22 protein-coding genes are annotated in these 22,026 nt (G+C 44.3%); 8 read left to right on the top strand and 14 right to left on the bottom strand.

Annotated elements, in window-relative coordinates:
• Positions 1-67: 67 nt before the first annotated feature.
• Complete coding sequence (locus tag ACTSEZ_RS11465; protein ID WP_369734340.1) at positions 68-619, top strand: dihydrofolate reductase family protein; 552 nt, start codon at positions 68-70, stop codon at positions 617-619.
• 134 nt (positions 620-753) lie between these two features.
• Here the strand turns inward: ACTSEZ_RS11465 and ACTSEZ_RS11470 are convergent, their stop codons facing one another.
• The 3 genes from ACTSEZ_RS11470 to ACTSEZ_RS11480 form a co-directional block, all read right to left on the bottom strand.
• Complete coding sequence (locus ACTSEZ_RS11470; protein ID WP_369734341.1) at positions 754-1,212, bottom strand: NUDIX domain-containing protein; 459 nt, start codon at positions 1,210-1,212, stop codon at positions 754-756.
• A 69-nt stretch (positions 1,213-1,281) separates the two neighbouring features.
• Entirely contained in the window at positions 1,282-2,841 is a 1,560-nt protein-coding gene (locus ACTSEZ_RS11475) for an acyl-CoA carboxylase subunit beta (protein WP_369734342.1), read from the bottom strand.
• Positions 2,838-4,496 (bottom strand): AMP-binding protein, encoded by a 1,659-nt coding sequence (locus ACTSEZ_RS11480; RefSeq protein ID WP_369734343.1) that lies wholly within the window; start codon positions 4,494-4,496, stop codon positions 2,838-2,840. Before ACTSEZ_RS11480 ends, ACTSEZ_RS11475 begins: the two co-directional genes overlap by 4 nt.
• A gap of 150 nt (positions 4,497-4,646) precedes the next feature.
• On the opposite strand from ACTSEZ_RS11480, the gene ACTSEZ_RS11485 reads away from it, so the two are divergent.
• The 3 genes from ACTSEZ_RS11485 to ACTSEZ_RS11495 are packed head-to-tail and all read left to right on the top strand — an operon-like array spanning position 4,647 to position 6,832.
• Positions 4,647-4,955, top strand: coding sequence for a TIGR04104 family putative zinc finger protein (locus tag ACTSEZ_RS11485; protein WP_369734344.1), 309 nt, complete (start codon positions 4,647-4,649; stop codon positions 4,953-4,955).
• Entirely contained in the window at positions 4,949-5,833 is an 885-nt protein-coding gene (locus tag ACTSEZ_RS11490) for an ABC transporter permease subunit (protein WP_369734345.1), read from the top strand. The genes ACTSEZ_RS11485 and ACTSEZ_RS11490 overlap by 7 nt, the downstream gene beginning before the upstream one ends.
• Entirely contained in the window at positions 5,834-6,832 is a 999-nt protein-coding gene (locus ACTSEZ_RS11495; protein WP_369734346.1) for a peptide ABC transporter permease, read from the top strand.
• 10 nt (positions 6,833-6,842) lie between these two features.
• Here the strand turns inward: ACTSEZ_RS11495 and ACTSEZ_RS11500 are convergent, their stop codons facing one another.
• The 4 genes from ACTSEZ_RS11500 to fumC all read right to left on the bottom strand — a co-directional run bounded on the left by ACTSEZ_RS11500 (position 6,843) and on the right by fumC (position 9,049).
• The gene (locus tag ACTSEZ_RS11500) at positions 6,843-7,082 is read right to left on the bottom strand and encodes a hypothetical protein (protein WP_369734347.1); all 240 of its coding nucleotides are present in this window, start codon (positions 7,080-7,082) and stop codon (positions 6,843-6,845) included.
• An 86-nt stretch (positions 7,083-7,168) separates the two neighbouring features.
• A complete protein-coding gene (gene ynzI / locus ACTSEZ_RS11505; RefSeq protein WP_369734348.1) occupies positions 7,169-7,324 on the bottom strand; it encodes a small membrane protein YnzI in 156 nt (51 codons plus the stop codon).
• A gap of 72 nt (positions 7,325-7,396) precedes the next feature.
• A complete protein-coding gene (locus ACTSEZ_RS11510; RefSeq protein ID WP_369734349.1) occupies positions 7,397-7,573 on the bottom strand; it encodes a hypothetical protein in 177 nt (58 codons plus the stop codon).
• Positions 7,574-7,663: 90 nt separating this feature from the next.
• A complete protein-coding gene (gene fumC, locus ACTSEZ_RS11515; protein WP_369734350.1) occupies positions 7,664-9,049 on the bottom strand; it encodes a class II fumarate hydratase in 1,386 nt (461 codons plus the stop codon).
• Positions 9,050-9,246: 197 nt separating this feature from the next.
• Between fumC and ACTSEZ_RS11520 the strand changes: the two genes are divergently transcribed.
• Entirely contained in the window at positions 9,247-9,528 is a 282-nt protein-coding gene (locus tag ACTSEZ_RS11520) for a hypothetical protein (protein WP_342825104.1), read from the top strand.
• 163 nt (positions 9,529-9,691) lie between these two features.
• On the opposite strand, the gene ACTSEZ_RS11525 is transcribed toward ACTSEZ_RS11520, so the two are convergent.
• On the bottom strand, positions 9,692-10,381 hold the full coding sequence (locus tag ACTSEZ_RS11525; protein ID WP_369734351.1) for a DUF421 domain-containing protein: 690 nt from the start codon (positions 10,379-10,381) through the stop codon (positions 9,692-9,694).
• 9 nt (positions 10,382-10,390) lie between these two features.
• Positions 10,391-10,768, bottom strand: coding sequence for a DUF4363 family protein (locus tag ACTSEZ_RS11530; protein ID WP_369734352.1), 378 nt, complete (start codon positions 10,766-10,768; stop codon positions 10,391-10,393).
• Positions 10,769-11,119: 351 nt separating this feature from the next.
• On the opposite strand from ACTSEZ_RS11530, the gene msrB reads away from it, so the two are divergent.
• Positions 11,120-12,061 (top strand): peptide-methionine (R)-S-oxide reductase MsrB, encoded by a 942-nt coding sequence (gene msrB, locus ACTSEZ_RS11535; RefSeq protein ID WP_369734488.1) that lies wholly within the window; start codon positions 11,120-11,122, stop codon positions 12,059-12,061.
• A gap of 44 nt (positions 12,062-12,105) precedes the next feature.
• Here msrB and ACTSEZ_RS11540 read toward each other — a convergent pair whose 3' ends face one another.
• From ACTSEZ_RS11540 to ACTSEZ_RS11560, 5 genes are all read right to left on the bottom strand, one after another.
• Positions 12,106-13,950, bottom strand: a complete 1,845-nt coding sequence (locus ACTSEZ_RS11540; RefSeq protein ID WP_369734353.1) for a PAS domain S-box protein — start codon at positions 13,948-13,950, stop codon at positions 12,106-12,108.
• 780 nt (positions 13,951-14,730) lie between these two features.
• Entirely contained in the window at positions 14,731-15,840 is a 1,110-nt protein-coding gene (locus ACTSEZ_RS11545) for a Ger(x)C family spore germination protein (RefSeq protein WP_369734354.1), read from the bottom strand.
• A complete protein-coding gene (locus ACTSEZ_RS11550; RefSeq protein WP_369734355.1) occupies positions 15,827-16,918 on the bottom strand; it encodes a GerAB/ArcD/ProY family transporter in 1,092 nt (363 codons plus the stop codon). The genes ACTSEZ_RS11545 and ACTSEZ_RS11550 overlap by 14 nt, the downstream gene beginning before the upstream one ends.
• Positions 16,915-18,453, bottom strand: a complete 1,539-nt coding sequence (locus tag ACTSEZ_RS11555) for a spore germination protein (RefSeq protein WP_369734356.1) — start codon at positions 18,451-18,453, stop codon at positions 16,915-16,917. The genes ACTSEZ_RS11550 and ACTSEZ_RS11555 overlap by 4 nt, the downstream gene beginning before the upstream one ends.
• Before the next feature lie 144 nt (positions 18,454-18,597).
• The gene (locus tag ACTSEZ_RS11560) at positions 18,598-19,932 is read right to left on the bottom strand and encodes an FAD-dependent oxidoreductase (protein ID WP_369734357.1); all 1,335 of its coding nucleotides are present in this window, start codon (positions 19,930-19,932) and stop codon (positions 18,598-18,600) included.
• Positions 19,933-20,159: 227 nt separating this feature from the next.
• Here ACTSEZ_RS11560 and ACTSEZ_RS11565 point away from each other — a divergent pair, with 227 nt between their 5' ends.
• Positions 20,160-21,092, top strand: coding sequence for an ABC transporter permease subunit (locus tag ACTSEZ_RS11565; protein WP_369734358.1), 933 nt, complete (start codon positions 20,160-20,162; stop codon positions 21,090-21,092).
• Complete coding sequence (locus ACTSEZ_RS11570) at positions 21,089-21,973, top strand: ABC transporter permease subunit (protein ID WP_369734359.1); 885 nt, start codon at positions 21,089-21,091, stop codon at positions 21,971-21,973. Before ACTSEZ_RS11565 ends, ACTSEZ_RS11570 begins: the two co-directional genes overlap by 4 nt.
• The last annotated feature ends 53 nt before the right edge of the window (positions 21,974-22,026 follow it).

The following is a 22,026-nucleotide window of genomic DNA, read 5'->3' on the forward strand; positions in this document are numbered from 1 at the left end:
TGAACGATTTGCACAGAGCACCTATGTTAATATGGAAATATCAGTTATTTTATTGGAGGGATGACAGATGGCTGAAATCATTTACCATGTTGCGGTTTCACTGGACAACTTTATTGCAGATCAAGGTATGATAGATGGAAATATTGATAAATCTCTCTTTTTATTCGAAGGGGATCATGTCCCGGATTTTTTATCAGATATTCAGCAGTACGATGCAGTGTTAATGGGTGGAAAAACATATGAGTTTGGGTTTCAATTCGGCGCTAAACCGGGTGAACCCGGCTATAGAGGCATAAAACACTATATCTTCTCGAACTCCATGCAATTTGAGTCGAACGAGGAAGTCGAACTGGTCAAAGAAGATGCTATAGAATTTATTGAAAATCTTAAACAAAAAGAAAACGGAAAGATATGGCTATGCGGCGGCGGAGAGTTGGCTGGTTCATTGCTTAAACATAAACTCATAAATCAATTAGTACTCAAGGTTAATCCAATCATGGTCGGTGAAGGCATCTCTTTATTTGGCAGTGAGAAGCCATGTTATGAATTAGGGCTCTTGGACATAAAACAATATTCCAGCGGAGTCTTTAAAGCTACTTATGATATTATTTATCCTTAATGTTCATAAAAGAGCATACCAGCAGCTAATTGGTATGCTCTTTTATTTACTATTTATATTGCTGAGCACTCTGCAACTGAACCCGGCAGACATTAAAAAACCATCTAGCAGGATCCGTTGTTAGTAAAGGTGAGCTAATTAACATCCCCCAAATAAACCTTCTCCGGCTTTTCCCCAAGATGAAGCTTCATAATCTCATCCCTCACAGTGATGGGATACAGCCTATGATCCCTCAATGCATCTACAGGAAGCCATTCTACCCCAACCTGCCCGTCATCCGGCACCGTTCCCGCTGATGGTTCGGGCTGGCCCTCTTTAATGGTGCAAAGAAACATCATGTCCAGCTGATGAAATCCCTGATCATCAAATCCGTGGTTTCCGCCGACATAATCCCTGACAAATACCAGCTCGTGAATGTCTACTTCTACCCCTATTTCTTCAAGGCATTCCCTGCGCAGGTTTTCGTGCAGATTCTCACCCTGTTCCTGTCCGCCGCCAGGCAGAATGTAATAATAGCCCTGCTCATCCTCTTTCTTGATGGCAACAAGATTTCCGTCCCTTAAAATGATGGCTTTTGAAGCTGTCCGAACCATAGTGAAATCCCCCTTGGAAAATAATAGCTTTTTTATTATAGAGGACTTTCCTGAATTCGAACAGGTATTTTAATAGCCTGTAGGCCAATTGGCAAGCCTGCGCTCGCTTTTCGTTCCATTTTTGTATGAAGCGTATTCCAGCGCCTTGCACAAATATTTCCTTGTATCTCTTGGATCAATGACATCATCAAGGTAGTGTTTGGAAGCTGCTTTATAGGGAGAACTGTCAAAAGCCCACTGCTCGAGCAGCTTTTTCCGTGCCTCTGTCTGATTGGTTTCTTCCTGCAGCTGTCTTCCAAACACAACATTAACCCCAACTTCAGGTCCAGTGAAATTAATCTCGGCTGTCGGCCAGGCAAAAACGAAATCCGCTCCCATTGAAGGACCGCACATGTTTCCGTATGCTGCCCCGACACTTTTTCTGATGACAACTGAAATCTTAGGTACAGTGGACTGTGCAAGAGCCTGGTTCCAGATCATTATTTTAGTCGGCATTTTTTCACGCTCAGCATCTTGGCTTATTCTGAATCCTGGAGTATCGTGCAGGAAAATCAGCGGAATATGGTAAGAATCACATAAACATATAAAATCAATGGCTTTATCGCACTCTTTCGGGCCAGCTGCACCCGCAAATTTCTTTGGCTGGTTGGCCACAATGCCCGCCGTTCTCCCTCCCATTCTCACAAAAGCCGTGATCAGGCCTTCCCCGTACGCCGCTTTATACTCAAACATCTCCCCTTCATCAGCGATGTCTTTAATCATCTCTTTCATATCATAGACTCTGTTTTTCTGTTTCGGAAGAATGTCAAAAACCCTTTCAAGGTTTCTGTACGGATCGTCATTTGTTTCTTTAAACAGGGGCTCCTCCCCGCTGTTAAGCGGCATATAACTGAAGAATTTTTTCATCTGAAGGATGCATTCTTCTTCCGTATTGCCAAAAGAATCTGACTGGCCCGTGTGATCCGCATGAACCCTCCAGCCTCCAAGCTCTTCCGTTTCTACTTTTTGTCCGGTAGCCATAGAAAGCATTCTCGGCCCTGCAATCGCCATGCAGGTTCCTTTCAGCATTGTGACGAAATCAGATGAAACGGCCATCCATGTTGGGCCGCCAAAGCTGTCGCCGAGAATCGCCGTCATTAAAGGAACCTGCCTCGAATGAGTCAGCATTTCCTGCGGGAAAAGCTTGTCGCTGATCCCGTCAGAGCCCATTCCATCAGGCATTCTGAGGCCTCCGCCTTCATTCAGATTAAAAAGTGGCAGACCTCTTTTTAAAGCATATTCATGTACCTTTTTTGATTTGCGGATATGGACTGCTCCCTCAGTGCCGGCAAAAACTGTTTTATCACCGGCCATTACAACGGCAGGCCGTCCGTCGACTTTTGCAAGACCTGTAATCAGACCGTCCCCGTAGCTTTTTTCGGCTGCTCCTTCTTTGTCTGAATGATTCAGCATTCCAAGCTCAAGAAAACTGTCTTCATCTGCAAGCAGGGCAATTCTTTCTCTCGCCGTGTAAAATCCGCTGCTGTGCTGACGGTCTATTTTATCCTGTCCTCCTCCCAGGAGCGCTTTTTGTTTTCTTTTGTCCAAATCAAGTACTGCATTATCGACCTCGTTAAAATGTGTTTTCATTTCGCTGCCTCCCTCGCTGATTTTAGTTCCCTTCTCAGCACTTTTCCTGAGCTCGTGGCAGGCAGGGCGTCCAGAAATTCAACTTCTCCTGGAGATTTATAGACGGCCATATGCGCTTTTGCCCATGTTGATATCTCATTCTCTGTTACCTTGCCCTTATATTCAGGAGCAAGCACAACAAAAGCTTTGACGCGTTCTCCCTTTTCTTCATCGGGAATTCCGATTGCCGCACTTTGCAAAATTGCTGGATGTTCGTTCAGCAGCGTCTCGACATCTTCGGGAAAGACACTGTAGCCTGAAGTTTTTATCATCTCTTTCAGCCGTCCGTAAAAGTAAAGATAGCCATCCGGATCCAGCATTCCGATATCCCCTGTCCTCACGTAGCCGTTTACAATTGTCTTCTGGGTTTCATCCGGTCTATTCAGGTATCCTTTAAACATTCCCGGATTGCGGACCGCGATTTCTCCGCGCTCTCCCTGTTCGCACGGCTGACCGGTTTCAGGATTCACAATCAGAATGTGATTTTGATAGACCGGTATTCCGCAGCTTCCAAACTTAATTTTATCTTTTGGCATGAAGGTATCACATGTATGAGTTTCGCTGAGTCCGTATGATGCTTCGTGCATCAGGCATCCCTTTGTAAGCTCACTCCACCTGTCAGCAAGCTCTTTTGTTACGGCCGTTCCGAAACTTGTTGCCGGATTATGCTTTAAGGATGATAAATCCCTGTTTTTTGCCCCCGGAGTCTTCAGAATCGCTTCATTCATGGGGGCAATACTGTACCAGGCAGTCACTCTATAGGTCTCAATTGCCTCGGCGGCAGTTTCGGGGTCAAACCTTGTCAGCAGAATACACGTGTTTCCTGTATAAACAGGAATGTTTACCCCCATGACCATCCCTGCAATATGGCAGAGCGGCGCTGCGGCAAGAGAAACATCCTGTTCTCTCATCTCATTTGCCTGAGCTGTTGCCGCCGTTTTGTAAAGGGAACTTCCGTAAGAGAGCAGGGCTCCTTTAGGCCTGCCTGTTGTTCCCGAAGTAAAGACCATCAGACCTTCGCCTTCCCATAAATCAATAGCAGCACTCTCTACCAGCGGATCCTCATGCTGAAAAATGTCCTGAATATCTTTGGCAGACGATTTTTGTTGTTTTTGCCTTTCCAATTCGGAAGGAAGCTTAAAGATTGGAGTATCAGGCAGGAAATCCCCGTAGTGAACCGTTACCGCCAATAGATCAGTCTTATTTGATTCTGCGGCTGTTTTTACTCTTTGAAACAGCTCTTGTCCTGCAATGACAGCTTTCATGCCTGACTCTTTCAGGAAATAAGACAGTTCGGATTCTTTGTACATCGGATTAAGCGGAACAGCCACCCCTCCAATTTTTTGAATAGCATAGTGGGCGATAATATACTGCGGACAATTTTGCATGTAGAGCCCAACGGCATCACCCTGGCCAATTCCATTGCGGCTCAGGTATGCTGACAGTTGACAGGTTTTTCTGTAAAGATCTTTCCACGTAATCATATTTCCATAGTAAATATAGGCTGGCGAGTCAGGCTTTTCTTCGGCGTGCCTCAACATGTACTCATGAAGAGGTTTCTCTCCTTGTTGATAGACTAACGTTTCAGAAAGATAATCTGGCCAATAGGCTGTCATATACGTTCCCCATTTCATCGAGATTTTCAGACTGACCGGTTAGTATGTTATCCTCTTATTATACAAATAGATCACTCTCATAGAAATGATTATGTTAAATTTTTCTATAAACATGCTAAAATAAAAAGAAAACAACAGGAGGCTCCACCATTGAAACTTCCAGTCTGCACATCCTGCCGCTATTCCTTCTCCTGGAAGGAGACGCTTACGACATCACTGAAATTCACCCGAATTCTCACCTGTCCTAAATGCGGAACAAAGCTGTATCCGACACCGAAATCACGGACAAAAGGAACCCTTCTTATTGCCGGTCCGATTATTGCTGCAAGCGTTATCTGCACAATGTTTGGTGCTGCCACAAGCGTGAGAGTTGGCGCCATCGTTGCAGTTGGTCTTTTGTCTGTTCTTTTTTCGCCTTATTACTATGAATATATTGAAGAGGATAAGCCGCTTTGGTAGAGGCAGAGCTTTCTTGGCGCGTGAAATTTTTCGGCAGGCAGCTCCTGCTGCTCGCTTTGCAGATTCTTCTTTCCATCGCGGTTTTCATCCTGATTGGCTCACTTCCGGTACTGATCAATGGCTTTCAATTTGATCCATCCGGCTACGCGGAAAAGACAGCAGAAATCGCCATGCAGCTGCTCATGCTGCATGAAATGACATATTTTGGAGTGCCCATGGTGCCTATCATCGCGGAACGCGCCGGTATCACCCTCCCGATTTTCCTCGGAGGCGCTGCGGCTGCATTCTTTTTTTCGTTTGCTACAGCATACGCTGCCCTTATGCTGATGCGAAAAAAACTGAAAAAAATCACTAAACTGCTGGGAATCCTGGAAGCCGTTCCGGATGTCATGATTTTCGTCCTTTTGCAGATAGGCGTCATTGCATTTTTAAAAGCTACAGGCATCAAACTTGCCCAGTTTGCAACGACGGGCTCTGAAAATCAGGCCGTCCTTCTTCCCATATTGTGCATAGCCCTGCCTGTCTCTTTTTTCCTCTCAAAAATGCTGATTCAGTACATAACGGAAGAGTTAGATAAGAGATACATAGAGCTGGTGCGTTCAATGGGCTTTTCCTATTCTTATATTCTGAACATACATGTAATGAGAAACATTGCAGGCGCACTGTTCGGTTCGGCAAAAACAGTGTTCTGGTCCATGCTGTCTACCATGGCTGTGGTTGAATACCTGTTTAACTTAAACGGATTATTGAATTTTATCTTCACTGCTTCGACACCTGAGGTTTTTACACTCAGCTGTATCACTCTTTTTATTCCGCTTTTCATTTTATACAGGGTTTTTGAAGGAATCAGCAGCTCTATCAGAAAGGAAACTCAGTAAATGATTGTCCAATTATTTAAGAAAAAGAGGTTTCTGATCAGTTTTGTTTTTCTGTCTGCCCTTATGCTTTTAAGTATTGGAAATACACTCATTAATGACGGCGACATTCAGCAGATCAGATATGTAAAAGATTCGGATGGCGGAATAAAACATGCTCCGCCCTATGCTCCTTTTGAAGTATTTCTGCTCGGCTCAGACCGTTTCGGCTACGATCTTCTTCATATGATGGTGGAAGGAGCGAAATATACCATCGGCCTTACCGTGTTAATCGCTCTTTTGAGGATGATATGCTCCCTGATTTTCAGTTATTTTGTCTGTTCGCTGAAGCCTTTCTTTTTTAAGCTTTTCCAGACTCTCAGCGAGCCGTTTTCAGTCGTTCCACAGACCATCATTGCCTTTTTTATTCTGCATAGCGTTCTGTGGATGCCTCCCGAAGGATTTCAGTCGACGATGCTTGAGAGATCTGCTTTTCATACGGCCGTTCTTGTCCTGATCGCTGTCCCGTCCCTTACGATGCAGCTTTCAGAAGAAATCCGGATGATCCTTAATGAGAGCTTTATCGAAGCCTCAAAAACGCTTGGCGGAAGAAAAAGACATCTTTTCATGAAACACATCATCCCTGTCCTCTATGAACGCTGGATGCTTCTTTTTAGCCAGCAGCTCATTCAGGTGCTGCTTCTCCTTGCACATTTAGGGGTCTTTAAACTGTTTTTCGGAGGAACCGTCGTCTCCTACAGTATGGCGGGTGATCCGCCTCGTACCTTTTCCTATGAATGGTCCGGAATGATTGGAGACAGCCTCGGCTACTTGTATGTTCAGCAATGGATTGCCCTTGTTCCCATTTCTTTTTTCGCTGTCACTGCTATCTGCTTTGCTTTGATGAATGATGCATTAAAAGAAGTTGTTTTTAACGGCTGTCAAACGGGGACATCTGGCACAAGTGCTGAAGAAAGGTCCGCCGGCAAGTCAGGCAGCGGTTCCTTTCACTTTATACAATAGGTGGAAATTCTTAAATTAGCCTTTCCATAAGATAAATACAGACGATAAAGAATAAAAACAAAGAACTATCTTTTAAAACAATACTCTTTGATTTCCGGTTAAGGTAAATACTGTATCCAAAGATTGCAGCACCCATTAAATAGATCCATGCGATGTGAGGTATGAATCCGCCAAGAACCAGCGGTATAAAGACCATAAGTCCGGTTATTATCCCAGGCGGACTTTTCTTTTTATTTTCTGTTTCTTCCATTCTATCACCCCATGGATTGTTTAATTTAAGTTAACTCTGAGTGTTTATAAAGACGAAGAAACACTTTCTTACAGCCTTCCAGTCAATTAAAATCCTTTAAAGAATGCATTCAGAACAAAAACCAAAACAAAAAACAGAATAATAAAAAACGCCTCTGTCGTGTGCTTCTTTTCATCTTTCTTTTGGTTGATGATCTCTCTGTATTTCTTATCTATGAGCCTTTTTTTATCGTTCCTTTGCATAAACTGCTCCTTCATTCCCGTGGGAGGAAACTGGTCTGAAAGTTTTTTCTTAGATAACGGCCTAACCTTCTTCTATGAATTCTTTCTTTCCTGATACCTCGGAATCAGCAAAAACCCCGCTATAAAACTCACAAATGAAGCGATTCTCACAGCATTATACAGTTCGTGGTTTTGGAACCATAGAACATTAACTGCCATGGCAGCTGCGCCAAGTAAAATAAGTACAGCTCCAATAAATCTCCTTGACATGATCTTCCATCTCCCTTCAAAAGTGATTATACACTAAAAGTTATATTTTTCCATAAAAAATGCCGCTCTATTAGTGAGCGGCACACCTGTCTATTCTCCTCTCGGGCCAATCATATCAAGCGGATTCACATACTCATCGAATTCTGATTCGGTCAGTAGATTAAGCTTTACTGCTGCTTCTTTGAGCGTCATGCCTTCTTTGTGGGCTTCCTTTGCAATTTTCGCGGCATTTGCATATCCGATATGAGGGTTTAAAGCCGTGACGAGCATAAGAGATTCGTTCAGATTTTTCTCAATGACAGCTAAATTTGGCTTTATGCCAATGGCGCAGTGGTCATTAAAGGAATGGATCGAGTCGGACAGAAGCCGGACAGACTGCAGGAAATTATAAATGATCACCGGCTTAAACACGTTCAGTTCAAAGTTTCCCTGACTGGCTGCAAAGCCGATTGCTGCATCATTTCCCATCACTTGAGCGGCGACCATGGTAATGGCTTCGCTTTGAGTCGGATTGACTTTTCCGGGCATGATGGAGCTTCCGGGTTCATTTTCAGGAATGGTAATTTCGCCAATCCCGCACCTCGGTCCGCTTGAGAGCCACCTGACGTCGTTTGCAATCTTCATAAGATCTGCGGCAAGCCCCTTAAGTGCACCATGCACAAACACGATTTCGTCATGACTAGTGAGTGCATGAAACTTATTTTCTGATGTTTGGAATTTTGTAGCTGTGTATAGACTGATTTCCTCAGCCACAAGCCTCCCGAAATCCGGATGCGCATTAATACCCGTTCCTACCGCTGTTCCGCCGATGGCAAGGTCTCGCATCTTTTCAACGGAAAGCCTGATCATGTCCTTGGACTTGTGAAGCATGTGAACCCAGCCGCTGATTTCCTGGCCAAGAGTAAGCGGTGTAGCATCCTGCAGGTGTGTTCTCCCAATCTTTACGACATCTTCATTTTCCTTTGATTTATTCAAAAGCGTCAGATAGAGTTTATCAATGGCGGGAATAAGAGAATCAAAGACAGCAAGAACTCCTGCGACGTGCATCGCTGTAGGGAATGTATCATTGGAGCTCTGCCCCATATTCACATCATCATTTGGATGAACGGTCTCATCCGTTTCTCTCAGCAATTCGTTTGCCCTGTTCGCGATGACTTCATTGACGTTCATGTTGCTCTGGGTACCGCTTCCGGTCTGCCAGACAACAAGCGGAAAATGTCCGTCCAGCCTGCGGGCCAGAAAATCGTCACAAACCTGTACAATCGCATGTTCTTTCGCTTCACTCAGCATGCCAAGGCTGCTGTTCACCTTAGCCGCACTTCTTTTTAGAACCGCAAACGCATCAATCATCTCCATCGGCATACGCTCTGTCCCAATCTCAAAATTTTCTTTGCTTCGCTGTGTTTGGGCACCCCAAAACTTATCAGCAGGAACCTTGATCTCACCCATTGTGTCTTTTTCAATACGAAAATCCATGCTTCCACCTCCGTCTCTTTTTCTTTACCCTTTTTATTCAAGAAATGTTCATATAAACCTTTCATTCTCCCCATTTTCCAGCTGGTTTTTTTGATAAAATAAAGAAGCAGAGGAAAATCTGCTCATATCAAAAGACCCGTATATCAAGCTTAAACCTGTTAATCAAACGTTTGTTTAAAAATAAATGAGGTGAAAAAATGGGAGATATCGCTGTTATTGCTGCTGCTTTGCTTCTGTTGGTTTTTTCATTGGACTCTCTTGCAAAATTAAAACAATCCGAGAAAAAAGAAGAAGGAATACTTAAAATCTACCTCGGGTTTCTTATTCTCGCTTCCATCTCTGTTATCCCTTATAAACTATGGCAGCTCGCCGGAAGCCACCATACTCCGGACGGCATGCTCCTAACAGCGGGTTCGGCTCTTGCGGTCGTCATTTTCATCGGACGCTTTTACTCCCGCAGAGTGAAGAGCCATGCATAATCAGAAAAGCGAAAGCGCACGTTTAGCACCGACAGACAGATAAGAAATCCCCCAGAAAGTCCGGTTTTGACTTTTTGGGGGATTTTGTTCTGGCCGAGGAGTTGTGTGCTGGAGCTAGACAACGAAGCGCAAAATAATTTCCGAAAGACAAGAAAGCGGGGCATTACGCCCCGCTTTTTTTGATGTTTGCAAACAAATTCCCCTGGCTGTCGGCTTCAGCATACAGCACATCTTTGCTCGCTGTTTTGTACTGGGCCATCAGCTCATTGATCAGCCACTCTTTGGACTGCTGAACAGACACCAGGGCATGCTCCTTGATGTCGCCGTCAATGATGACCGCATAGGAGAGAACATCCTGTTCCGGCTTAAGATTCAAGTCTTCCGGCGTAACCGGCCTTGCGCTCACTTTCGGCAGCACGGACAAATCCCCGCTCGGCTCCAATATGGCGTACTCTACATCCTCTACCTTAAAATAACCCTGTACTCTCAGCATAGATAACAGAGAATAAATACTCATCCGGTTCTTTTTCAGCTGCAGGCGGTCAATCTGTCCATTTGAGATAACAATCGCCGGTTCTGCATTCATTCCGTAAAACATCTTGGATAACGACACTTTTGAAATCAGGATAATGCTGATTCCAAGGATCACCATTCCGAACGCTGTTTTGAACGTATCAATGGACACGAGGGGCTGTGCGCCCACATTTGAAAGGATAAATAGGATCGCTATTTCATAAGGCGTCAGCTGTGCGATTGATTTTTTCCCGATAAAATTGGTTACAAGCCACGTTCCGGCAATGACAATCACAGAGCGGATCATATAGATTGATAAATCTGTTAAGAAATCACCCATAGTTTCCTCCTAAAACCTTGGTGTAACAGAGGTCAGATTTTCAAACAGCATCATAGAAGTTTCACCCTCCCGGATAGCGGATTTTAAATCTTTTTCCTTAATCGCGCCCTTTAGCTGTTTGAGTGAAATATTGAGGAGAGCCTGGTTTGTACCTCCGCTTTTAATGGATATAATGACCTTTCCGCGCTCCCACATGTTTTCCACGTTCTCTGCTTTTTCCGCAGCCCCTGCCCAGTCACCTTCTCTTGATGATTTCATGACAGCATGAAGCTCATCATAGAACGACTGATGCTTCTGAAAAAAGACAGCCTGCTGCCAGGCAAACAGCCCGATATAGGAAACAAACAAAAGCGCAAACAGGCTGATTGAAATCCGTCTTTGCGACATACTGGCCCCACCTTCTTTTCTTTTCATTTTGGACATGTTGCGGCCCGTGTAATCAGACAGCACATTAAAACTGTCCCTGCTGAAAAAAATTAGGTAGTTTTTATATAGAAAAGTGATCTTTTTTAACTCAATTAACGTTTTACCTTTTATAAAGGTAAAGGATGGGATGATATGAAAAAACGAAACTCAAAAATCATCATGTCGATCGTGCTGATACCAAGCCTTGTTTTTGTCATGGTCAAGGGAGGCGAAGCCCTTTTTACTAGATCGACTGGAAGCACGCCGGTAAAAGCCAGTTATGAGGAAGAAGACCTTGAAGTGGCAACGTTCGCAGGCGGATGCTTCTGGTGCATGGAACCGCCTTTTGAAAAGCTTGACGGGGTGCAGGAAGTTATCTCTGGTTATACGGGCGGTGAAGAAGAGAATCCTTCGTACAACGACGTTTCATCAGGTCAGACAGGACATGTTGAATCCGTGCAGGTTGTGTACGACCCAAAAACCATTTCCTATAAGGAAATTCTGGACGTGTACTGGAAACAGGTAGATCCAACCGATCCGGACGGACAGTTTGTCGACCGCGGAAAGCAGTATTCAACCGCCATCTTCTTCCACAGCGAAGAGCATAAAAAAGAAGCGGAGTCATCAAAAGCCGCGCTCGCCCAGTCAGGGCGGTTTAATAAAGAAATTGTCACACCAATCCTCCCTGCCAAAACCTTTTACATGGCAGAGGAGTATCATCAGGATTATTACAAAAAGAATGAAATCAGATATAAATACTACAGGGACAATTCAGGCAGGGACCAGTTCCTTGAAAAAGTCTGGGGAAAGAATGATGCAAGGACTCCTGCTGATTCCGTCTACTCAAGGCCTTCTGAACAGGAACTTAAAGAAAGTCTTTCAGACATCCAGTATGAAGTGACACAAAAAGACGGAACCGAAGAAGCGTATAACAACGAATACTGGGACTTAAAAGACGACGGCATCTATGTGGACATCGTATCAGGCGAACCCCTTTTCAGCTCAAAAGACAAATATGACTCAAAAACAGGCTGGCCAAGCTTTACAAAGCCGTTGGTTAAAGAAAACATCATTGAAAAAGAAGACCGCAGTTTTTTCACTGTCCGGACAGAAGTGCGGAGCAAATACGGGGATTCGCATCTCGGCCATGTTTTTGACGACGGACCGGAGCCGACAGGCCTGAGATACTGCATCAATTCAGCCGCTCTCAGGTTTGTTCCGGCAGAGGATCTGGAACAGGAAGGGTACAGTGAATTTGCAGATTTGTTTAAGTGAAAAAACCGGAATATCAAAAAACCTTCAGCACACGGGCTGAAGGTTTATTTTTTTAAAAGGACGGTCACTTTGGTTCCTTTTCCAACTTCACTTTCCATTTTAAATTCGCCATTGTGCTCTGTGATGATTTTGTTGCTGATCGTAAGCCCGAGGCCAATTCCTTTTTCTTTGGTCGTAAAAAACGGTGTCCCAAGCTTTTTCAGTCTTTTTTCATCAATGCCTGCCCCATTGTCTTCAAACGTAAGTTTATAAAGAGAGCCGTCTATGCCGCTCCCGTAGATTTTCAAAGTGCCCCCATCAGACATGGCTTCAATGGCATTCTTCATGACATTGATAAACACTTGTTTCATCTGGTTTCGTTCGCATTCGATGAGCGATTCCTCCGCATCGAATGCCGTTTCGATATGAACATCTCTCAAAGCTGCTTCCGGGTTAAGCAGAATAACGGTATCCTTCACAAGCTGAACGAGATTTGTCCGCTCTTTTAAATGAATGGCCTGCGGTCTCGCAAGGGCCATGAATTCATTGACAATCTGTTCAATTCGGCTTAATTCATCAATAATAACATTCTGATACGTCTGATCTTCTTCATCTCTGTTCTTTTCAGTCAAAAGTTTAAAGAACCCTTTTATCGATGTCAGCGGATTCCGGATTTCGTGCGCGACACCTGCTGCAAGTTCACCTAAAACCGTCAGCTTTTCATAATTTTTAATATACTCTTCTACTTTTCTTTTTTCAGTAATGTCTCTCGAAATAAACACAATGCTTTCCGGCTCGCCTTTTTGATTCATGACAGCCATTCCTCTGCCTTCAAAGAGCATGGCTTGTCCTGAACGGCTGATTTTATGATAAGGGAGAGTGACAGGCTCCTTTGTTGTAAAGACGGTGGAGATGATGTCCTGCGTCTGCGCATGATCACTCTCCATTATATACTTGAAGACATTTTCACCAATCATAGCCTCAGGTTCATAGCCAAGGGTTTTCCGGTAGGAAGGGGAAGCATACTTATATTTCCCTTCAAGATCTACGACACAAATCAGATCATTGCTGTGTTCAAGAATGATTCTGTATTTACTCTCGCTTTTTCTCAGCCGCTCTTCGGTCATCTTTCTCTGTGTAATATTTCTTGAAACAACTATGGCGTGTTTAAGGTGGCTTTGCTCCTGTACAGGAATGCCGTGAGATTCAAGCCAGATATAGGTTTGATCCTTGCAAAGATAGCGGTACTCAACCGTCATCTGCCTGTTTTCTGTCACCATGGTATAAAATTGTTCAGCAATCTGTTCCCTGTCCTCAGGATGAACGAACTTAAACGGACTGGATCCGATGACCTCTTCTGCCCCGTAGCCGAGCACTTCTTTAAAGGACGGCGAAACATACGTGAACAGCCCCTCTTCATCAAGCAGACCGACGATATCTCTCATGTTCTCCGTAATTAAACGAAAGCGCCTGATCGTTTCTTCATGCTCTTTCTCAAGCAGTTTTTTCTCCGTTATATCCCGGATAATGACCTGGGTTTCCTGTGAATCTCCCCATACATTCGGGAGCGACGTTACTTCAACATATACAGGATGACCTGTCTTTGTATACCACAGCTGCTCCATTGCAGGCGGTGTATACCCGCACTTCGCATCCAAAATTCTCTGTTCAATGTTCTCTCTGTATTGGGGATCTATTGAATCCCATATGGGCTTTCCTAATAGCTCTTCCCTGCTGCCGTACTGAAGCATCGAAGCAGCAGAAGGATTAACGTACGTCCATTTACGGTCTTCATGTATCAAAAAAGCAGTTGGAGAATTCTCAAGCTGATTTGTATATGCTTCCCTCAGCGCATCAAGCTTCTCCTGAGATAGGACCTTCCCGCCGCAGTTTTGCTCAAGGTTCTTCATCTGTGTCCATCCCCTCCACTTCTCTCTTTCTTACCTTTAATATATCAAAAATTCTAAAATTAAGGAACGAAAAGCGGAGCTTCCCGTTTAGACCTGGCAGGCAGATAAGAAATCACACGGAAAGTCCGGTTTTAGACTTTTCGGGGGATTTTGTTCTGACAGAAGGTTTGGGAAGCGGAGCTGGACATCAACGAAAAGAGGAATCAGCCGGTTAGCTCCGATAGGCAGATAAGAAATCGAACGAAAAGGCCGGGTTTGCCTTTTTGGGCGATTTTGTTCTGACGGAGGAGTTGGCTGATGGAGCTGGACATCAACGAAAAGCGGAATCAGCCGGTTAGCTCCGGGGAGTTGCGCCACTTTTCACACTTCCTACCCTGGACTTGTAGCAGCACTCGGCGGAGTTGCGCCACTTTTCACCTTTCCTACCCTGGACTTGTGGCAGCACTCGGCGGAGTTGCGCCACTTTTCACAATTCCTACCCTGGACTTGTGGCACCACTCAGCGGAGTGACGCCACTTTTCACCTTCTCAACCCTGGACTTGTGGCACCACTCAGCGGAGTTACGCCACTTTCCACCTTTCCAACCTTGGGCTTGTGGTAACTCTCGGCGGAGTTACGCCACTTTTCACCTTCCCAACCCTGGACTTGTGGCACCACTCAGCGGAGTTACGCCACTTTTCACCTTCCCAACCCTGGACTTGCGTCACCACTTAGCGGGAGTGACGCCATTACAAAAAAACAGGGCCCGAAAGGCGGGTTATGCCGCCTGTCAGTACCCTGCTAATTAATTATCCCATGATGGACAATCTCAACCGACACGTCTGGTTCGATTGAAATTTCAGGATAGTCTTTTTCCCAGTCAAGTTCTTTCCACAATTCCGGGTGATAGGCAATGAGTTCCCTGCCGATTCCGAGATAGTCGCAGTTTGCTTCCTGGATGATGGAAATGGCTTCTTCCACATTTTGCTGAAGCTTTTTCTCGATGCCTTTTTGAAGATTTTCAAGGACACTTTTTTCATATAGGCGGTCATGCGGGAATTCCATAATATCGAGCTCTGCTTTGAAAGGAAGTTTGACCTTTACTTTATTCAAGCCATCCTTCTCTATTTTCAGATTGCCTTTTGAATGTGAGATTTCATAGGACACGGTAAGCTGCTCATCTTTAAACGGAATCGTATCATTGATCATCATCGCTTTGTTTCGTTTATTGCTCAAGGCAAGCAGCAGTTTCGTCTGATCTGTATTGATTGTCACACCGGTAAATTTATCTTTGTGGAAAAGTGCGGCGCCTGTGACCTCTGCTGCCTGATTGCTTTCATTAAGCTTCATATAAGGAAGCATTAATCCTTTTCCTTCATCAAATAAAATGGTGCAGATGGATTGAATGGTTTCAGTTGGCACAGCTGATTCAAACTCCATTGTTTTGATTAATCCTTCAAGGTTTTCCCCAATCAGCTCATCTCCTACCTTCTGTAGCTCCAGTATGGCTTTTGGGTCCTTCTCCACAATGATAAATTTTCCGTTGAGCGGACTTTCAGGCGTACGGTAGAGAACATCTGCGAATTGAAGAAGGCCTTTTTCAGCCAAGTCGTCCTGCAGCAGGAAAACCTTGTTTTTTGCAGTCATTAAAAAACCTGAGGTCTCTTGATTCAATTTGATTTTTGAATCACGGGTTGATTTTGCAACCACTGAATACGTTTTGTTGACCGGCCTCTGCTCCTTCGCTGTATACGTATGAATAGAAGTGGTAACTAAAACCTCATCTTCCGACTTTACCTGAAAAGCGGTTGCGGACATAAACACCGTATTTTTCAAAAGTTTTTGGTCCCAGCACCCGCTTAACAGCATCACCGAAAGCCCGGCTAAAAACAGCTGCTTAAGCTTGTTCATTTTTCGTTTTCCCCTTTCTGACAAATGATAGAAGGAGAAGGATGACAGGGATTGTAAACACAAAAAACATCGAAGACATGTTCACAATGTCCGCAAGCTTTTCTGTAAGCCGGTCACTTTTAGCAGGAGTCAGCGCAAGCAAGGTGACAGCAATAACCACGACAGGCACAAACGGACGGTGGGTTTTTTTCCCGGAAACGTTCTGCATGCCCTTGCTTGCGATGTAAATATACATCAGTCCTGATGTAATAACCGAAACAACCCAAATGGCGAGAAACACCAGATCCACACGTTCGACAACAGAGTAAGAAATAGCCTTCAGCAGATAAAGCGTTGGCTCGGGTACGATCGGCATCTCTTTTGGACTGAAAAAGATAAGGCTTGTAAACGTAATGTACGAATAGAATAGAGTAACAATGAGGTTGCTCAGGGACACCATTTTCAGGCTCTGAACAGGCTTCCCTTCTACATATGGATAGAGAAACAGCAGGATTTCAAATCCCATGTAGGACATAATCGCCTCTTTGCTGCCAAGCAGAATCTTTACAATTCCGCTTTCTCCAACTGGAAATACATAGCGGATATCCACCGTTTTATAGGCATTGAGTGTCAAAAGAAACAAGAAAATAAGCAAAATAGAGACAAGCACATAAAACCTGGCTAATTTTCGGATATCTTCCTTTGCAAAGTAGAGTGCAACTGCAGAAAGCAGCAAAATCAGCACCCAGGCAGGCGTAAAGTGATAGATCCACCTTTTCAGAACGTTGACATACAAAACAGCAATCAAACTTGAAAGGAAAATATAAAAAATAATGTAACCGTAATTCAAGAAGGTTCCCATATGTTTGCCCAAGAGCCGTTTATTGATGTCAAAAAGACTGTGTGCAGGAAATTTCTTTACAAGCAGCCAAAATAACAGGATGACAATCTGTGCGGCTGCACCGGCTATTAACGCAGATATCCACCCATCCTTGCCTGCCGTTTTATAAAGGTTATAGGGCAGAGATAAAACACCGATTCCAATCTGGGTCTGAAGGACAAGAAACAGAAGCTGCTTATGCGTAATCGTATGCTTCATTTCTTTTGTCCCGCCCATTTCCTCATTGATTTTTGGCGCCTGATTCTTTGCGGCATTGTATCTCTTGGACGGTCATTCATATACCAGTGGTGCATGCGCAGAACAGAATCTTTCATGTTATCAAACTGCATCGGCACAAGAGGGTAAAAATATGGTGTGCCAAACGATTCAAGAAGACTTAAATGCATAATGATCAGGACAAAAATAAAGACAATCCCCAAATACCCAAAAATCGCAGCCCCGAACATCATTGGAAAGCTTAGCAGCCTCAATGTTGTGCTCATGTCATTTGAAGGAACGACAAAGGATGCAATCGCTGTAAGGGCGATGACAATAATCATCATATTGGATACGAGATTTGCTTCAACGATTGCTGTCCCGATAACTAAACCGCCAACAACGCCAATTGTCTGGGAGATGGAGGTGGGCAGACGTAAAGCCGCTTCTCTTAAAAGCTCCAGAATAATGACCATCAGCAAGGCTTCTGCAAGAGGCGGAAGCGGTACATTCTCAAGGGAGCTCTTTACCGTCAGGATCAGATCATTCGGGATAAGCTCATAGTGAAATGAAATCGTTGCGATATACAATGCCGGCAGACTGATCGCAATGAAAAAGCCCAATATTCGGATCAGCCGGTAGAATGTGCCGTAAAGCGAACGGCTGTTGTAGTCTTCCGGAGACTGGAAAAAAGCAAAGAAATTGACTGGCGCAATAAGGGCTGAGGAACTGCCTGTAGGTAAAATCGCCACTCTTCCTTCCATTAAATTTGACACAATCTTATCTGGCCGTTCTGTATTTAAGAGCTGCGGAAAAAAAGAAAACGGATTTTCCTCCAGCGACTCTTCAATCATTCCGGGGGAATCCAAAGCATCTGTTTCAATCGTCTTTAAGCGTGTAAGCACGTTTTTGACTAACTTCTGATTCGTCAGGTGATTGATGTACACAACCGCTACTCTTGTTCTTGACACACTCCCTATATGTAAATACTTCACCACTAAGCTCCCATCCAAAATCCGCTGCCTGATCAAATTCAGATTAATATCCAGATTTTCTGTTAACCCCTCATGAGAACCTCTGATGACCTTCTCATTTTGAGGCTGTTCCACAGACCGCGCCTGACTGATGCCGGCATCCATGCAATAAATGACATCTGTTTCTTCAATTAACAGCAAGCACGCACCTTTACATAAATAGTGAATCCCTTCATGAATATCTTTCGTTTTTGTAATAGAGGCAATGGCAACAGCGTCTTCAACTTCGCCTGATTCTGACTGCTGCAGCGGACCAATGACGTCCTGATTGATTTTCTCGGATTGCATCATCGGAACAAAGTAAAGAAGCAGAGCCTGCTTTCCCTGAAACTGAATTCGCCTTTGTCCAAGATCATCGGTGTGATCGAGATGGGTAAGAATTTTTGCGATATTAACGTTAAAGTGAGAAGAAACTGGAATGTTGACAGCAGCCGGCGACACAATATTCTGAGGCTGAGGCTTCTTGTTTTCCGATTCCTTCTTCTTTTTTAAAAACGAAAACATTCTCTGCTCACCCCTTCTCCTGGCACTATGAGCTTAGTTTCTATGTCTGCTGGCAAAAGTATGCATTTTATATCTTTACTTGTGAACCTGATGCTTTAGAAAATAGAAAAAAGGCGACCGAAAGTATCGGATCGCCTTTGAAAGTTACGATTGAATGGCCTGCAGACCAGCCTGATTCAGGAAGTTCCACGGCTTGTTGTAGTGCGGCTGGAAGAAGAAGTCGACAAATCCAAGTTCATCTATGGTCATATTGTTTTGAATGCAGACAGACAGTGTATTGATGGATTGTGTCAGGTCTGCTTTGGACATAACCTGTGCACCGACTATTCTCCGTGTTTCTTCTTCATATACAACCTTCAGGATCACAGGTTCATAGGTCGGCATGAATTCGGGACGATCGTTCTCTAAGATTGTGATACTTTTCACATTCATAGCCGCAAAAGACGCAGCCGTTTCTGTCATCCCGGTTGATGCGATGTTCTGATCATAGATTTTAATACCTGAGGTACCCTGTGTTCCCATATATTTAATCGTCTTTTTAACCAGGTTTCTTGCAGCAAGCGTCCCCATTCGGACAGCGTTCGTTGCAAGCGGAATATACGCGTGCTTTCCGGTCGGGTTGTAGCGGATCGCACAGCTGTCACCGGCTGCAAAGATATCTTCGTTGCTTGACTGCATATACTCGTTCACGACAATTGCCCCGTTATCAAGCATTTCCACCTGTCCTTTGAGCAGTTCAGTATTTGGCTTGAATCCGATGCAGAGAACAACCAGGTCCGATTCATACTCACCATGGGTTGTCACAACCTTTGTCACTTTCCCATTCTCGCCTTTAAATTGTTTAACGGTTTCCCCAAGAGCAAGTGTAACCCCGCGGTTTTCAAACTCCTTTTCAACAACTTCGGTGTATTCCACGTCGAGATATTTGCTAAGGACTCTGTCCGCGCTGTCAATCAGCGTGACTTCTTTACCGTAGGATTCGAACGCTTCTACAAGTTCAATGCCGATATAGCCTGCACCGACAACCGTAATTTTTTCCGCTTCTTTTGCTTTATCGATAATCGTATTGGCATGCTGATAATTTTTTGAAAGGACGATGTTCTCCAGGTTAATTCCTTCAATCGGAGGAACAATAGGCCAGGATCCTGTCGTCATAATTAATTTATCATACGTGTCGACAACTTCTTCGCCCGTTTCCAGGTATTGCGCTGTCAGTGTTTTGGCTTGTGAATCAATGGACGTTACAGCGTGCCGCATTTTCATCACTGCCCCCATTTTCTCAAGCTTCTCGGGTGATGAATAGAAAAGCCCCTGTGCATCTTCAACGACACCTCCTACATATAGAGCAATGCCGCATGACAGGAATGAAACATTATCGTTTTTCTCATAAACCGTTATTTCTCCATCCGGGTAAAGGTTGGCCATATTTGAAACTGCTGCTGTTCCAGCATGTGTGCATCCGATAACTGCAATTTTCATAAAGCAATTCCTCCCTGAGAGTAACTTGTTTGTGAAGTTTTTCACATAATATTGTGAAGGATTTCACATATCCTTTATGGCTTTATTATATCTCTGCTTTTTGTAAAACGCAAGTGATATTGTGAAGCATTTCACAATTTGTTTTGGAAAATTTATTCTCTTCTTCTATGCACCGGTCAAAAGTAATGGTAAAATTTTTACAATACTCAGAAAACGGATGTGTTTATATGCAAGCAGCTTTGGCCATCAGCAGGCATATCCTGCTGTTTTTCGTTATTGTCATCATCCTTATTTTAACCGTTCTGCTACCGAGGAATGTTGAGATCGGTGCAGAAGGGAAGCCTCAGACTGTCGTCTTTGAATACGAATTTTCATGGGCTGTTTATTCTGAAAATCTCACCGGTTTTTTCTCAGATATAATCCGTGAAAAATCGTTCGGCTTAACAAAGTATGAACGCTCAGCTGAGGATGAAGCCGTTCTTTATTTTTCAAGAAGTCTGAAAGTGATTGTTTTCGCTTTTTTTCTCAGCCTATCGCTCGGCATCTTAAAAGGCATATATGATGCAAAACGCGGAGGGCCCCTTCGGCTTGTTTTCGGTAAAGGGTTTACGTGGCTGCTGCAGTCTGTGCCTGATTTCTTTCTGTTTCTTTCCCTGCAGTGGATTTTGCTGATTTATTTCAGGGACTATGTGGATCTTTTCGGGCACGAAAGCTGGTACAGTTTTATGTACCCCGCTTTGCTCGTGTCCATTTATCCGGCACTGTACATAAGCAGTATTACAGCGGCTTCGATTCTTGATCAGGAAGGAATGCCGTATATTGCGGTTGCCCGCTCAAAAGGACTGCCTTCCGCCATGATTACCTTCAAGCATATGCTGAAAAACAGTCTCGTCCCGATTTTAACAAACATGGGCTCCCTGATGATTTATCTTCTGTCCAATCTGCTGATTGTGGAGTACCTCACAGATTATAAAGGAGCGGCCTACAGGCTATTCGAAGCTTTTAATGTCACGCCCGTTTTAAGCGTAGGACTGAATACAGCGATTGAACCAAATGTCATTATTTTATTTGGCATCTGCTTTATGCTCATGGTTCTCACTGTTCAGATTCTGAGCGAAACAGCAAAAAAATGGATTGATCCAAGGGAGGGAAGCGCATGAGGAATATCCCTCTATTATCCGGCCTCTTCATGCTCGCAGTTATTGTTCTTGTCGCATGGCTGGGTCCGGTGATTCCGTCTGTGCAGGAGGGGATCATTGAACAGAGAATGGTTTTTAAAGAGAGCGGAGCGTTTGAAAGGGCGCCCTTTCCTCCATCTCTGCAGCATCTGTTTGGGACAGATGAAGACGGGCGCGATCTGTTAAGCCTTGTCATCATGGGTGCAAAGGAGACGCTGATGCTCATTCTTGTCATCAGCATCATCAGGTATGGAGCGGCTATTTTGCTTGCGCTGCTCAGTTTGCCTGAAAAAAGTCCCGCCCGGGCACTTATCTACAGTCTGAACGGATTTGCAGCAAGCCTTCCAATCGTGTTCGCTGCCATTCTCTTTATCACGATGCCTGTCTTTACCTTCAGCCCCCACCGTGTTTATTGGATTGTCCTGATTCTCTCCCTTTCAGACGTCGGCCGGGTCGCCTATGTGTTTCAGCAGGCCATGAAGTCCATCTCGCATACGCAATTTGTAGAAGCCGGAGTAACAATCGGAAACAGTCCGTTTGGCCTGTTTTCCCGCCACTATCTTCCGAACTTGCTGCCTGATGCTGTTATCCACTTTTTTATGGATTTGGGAAAGGTCGCTCTTCTCCTCGGGCAGCTCGGCATCCTGTCCATTTTCGTTACGCAGGCATTTGTGCAGCTGAACTACGGGTACGGAGAATTGCAGAATACAAGTCTGAATTGGCCGATTCTGCTTGGCATGGCGAAGTCTGATATCATCAGTGGATTTTGGATTCCTTTTTTCCCTGCGCTTGCTCTTACCTATTTGATCTTGACGTTTAATCTTATTGGAGAAGGCTTGAGAAAACATTTCAGCAGGATCTAATCCACTATCAGAAAAGGGTTTGATATACCGGTTTAAATGAAGGAGAGATGGTT

This window comes from Metabacillus mesotrionivorans (assembly GCF_052171315.1).
GTDB lineage: Bacteria > Bacillota > Bacilli > Bacillales > Bacillaceae > Bacillus_P.

Coding starts and splice junctions, on each gene's coding strand:
- ACTSEZ_RS11465 (WP_369734340.1), top strand. CDS start 68: ATGGCTGAAATCATTTACCATGTTGCGGTTTCACTGGACAACTTTATT.
- ACTSEZ_RS11470 (WP_369734341.1), bottom strand. CDS start 1,212: ATGGTTCGGACAGCTTCAAAAGCCATCATTTTAAGGGACGGAAATCTT.
- ACTSEZ_RS11475 (WP_369734342.1), bottom strand. CDS start 2,841: ATGAAAACACATTTTAACGAGGTCGATAATGCAGTACTTGATTTGGAC.
- ACTSEZ_RS11480 (WP_369734343.1), bottom strand. CDS start 4,496: ATGACAGCCTATTGGCCAGATTATCTTTCTGAAACGTTAGTCTATCAA.
- ACTSEZ_RS11495 (WP_369734346.1), top strand. CDS start 5,834: ATGATTGTCCAATTATTTAAGAAAAAGAGGTTTCTGATCAGTTTTGTT.
- ACTSEZ_RS11500 (WP_369734347.1), bottom strand. CDS start 7,082: ATGGAAGAAACAGAAAATAAAAAGAAAAGTCCGCCTGGGATAATAACC.
- ynzI (WP_369734348.1), bottom strand. CDS start 7,324: ATGCAAAGGAACGATAAAAAAAGGCTCATAGATAAGAAATACAGAGAG.
- ACTSEZ_RS11510 (WP_369734349.1), bottom strand. CDS start 7,573: ATGTCAAGGAGATTTATTGGAGCTGTACTTATTTTACTTGGCGCAGCT.
- fumC (WP_369734350.1), bottom strand. CDS start 9,049: ATGGATTTTCGTATTGAAAAAGACACAATGGGTGAGATCAAGGTTCCT.
- ACTSEZ_RS11520 (WP_342825104.1), top strand. CDS start 9,247: ATGGGAGATATCGCTGTTATTGCTGCTGCTTTGCTTCTGTTGGTTTTT.
- ACTSEZ_RS11525 (WP_369734351.1), bottom strand. CDS start 10,381: ATGGGTGATTTCTTAACAGATTTATCAATCTATATGATCCGCTCTGTG.
- ACTSEZ_RS11530 (WP_369734352.1), bottom strand. CDS start 10,768: ATGTCGCAAAGACGGATTTCAATCAGCCTGTTTGCGCTTTTGTTTGTT.
- msrB (WP_369734488.1), top strand. CDS start 11,120: ATGGAACCGCCTTTTGAAAAGCTTGACGGGGTGCAGGAAGTTATCTCT.
- ACTSEZ_RS11540 (WP_369734353.1), bottom strand. CDS start 13,950: ATGAAGAACCTTGAGCAAAACTGCGGCGGGAAGGTCCTATCTCAGGAG.
- ACTSEZ_RS11545 (WP_369734354.1), bottom strand. CDS start 15,840: ATGAACAAGCTTAAGCAGCTGTTTTTAGCCGGGCTTTCGGTGATGCTG.
- ACTSEZ_RS11550 (WP_369734355.1), bottom strand. CDS start 16,918: ATGAAGCATACGATTACGCATAAGCAGCTTCTGTTTCTTGTCCTTCAG.
- ACTSEZ_RS11555 (WP_369734356.1), bottom strand. CDS start 18,453: ATGTTTTCGTTTTTAAAAAAGAAGAAGGAATCGGAAAACAAGAAGCCT.
- ACTSEZ_RS11560 (WP_369734357.1), bottom strand. CDS start 19,932: ATGAAAATTGCAGTTATCGGATGCACACATGCTGGAACAGCAGCAGTT.
- ACTSEZ_RS11565 (WP_369734358.1), top strand. CDS start 20,160: ATGCAAGCAGCTTTGGCCATCAGCAGGCATATCCTGCTGTTTTTCGTT.
- ACTSEZ_RS11570 (WP_369734359.1), top strand. CDS start 21,089: ATGAGGAATATCCCTCTATTATCCGGCCTCTTCATGCTCGCAGTTATT.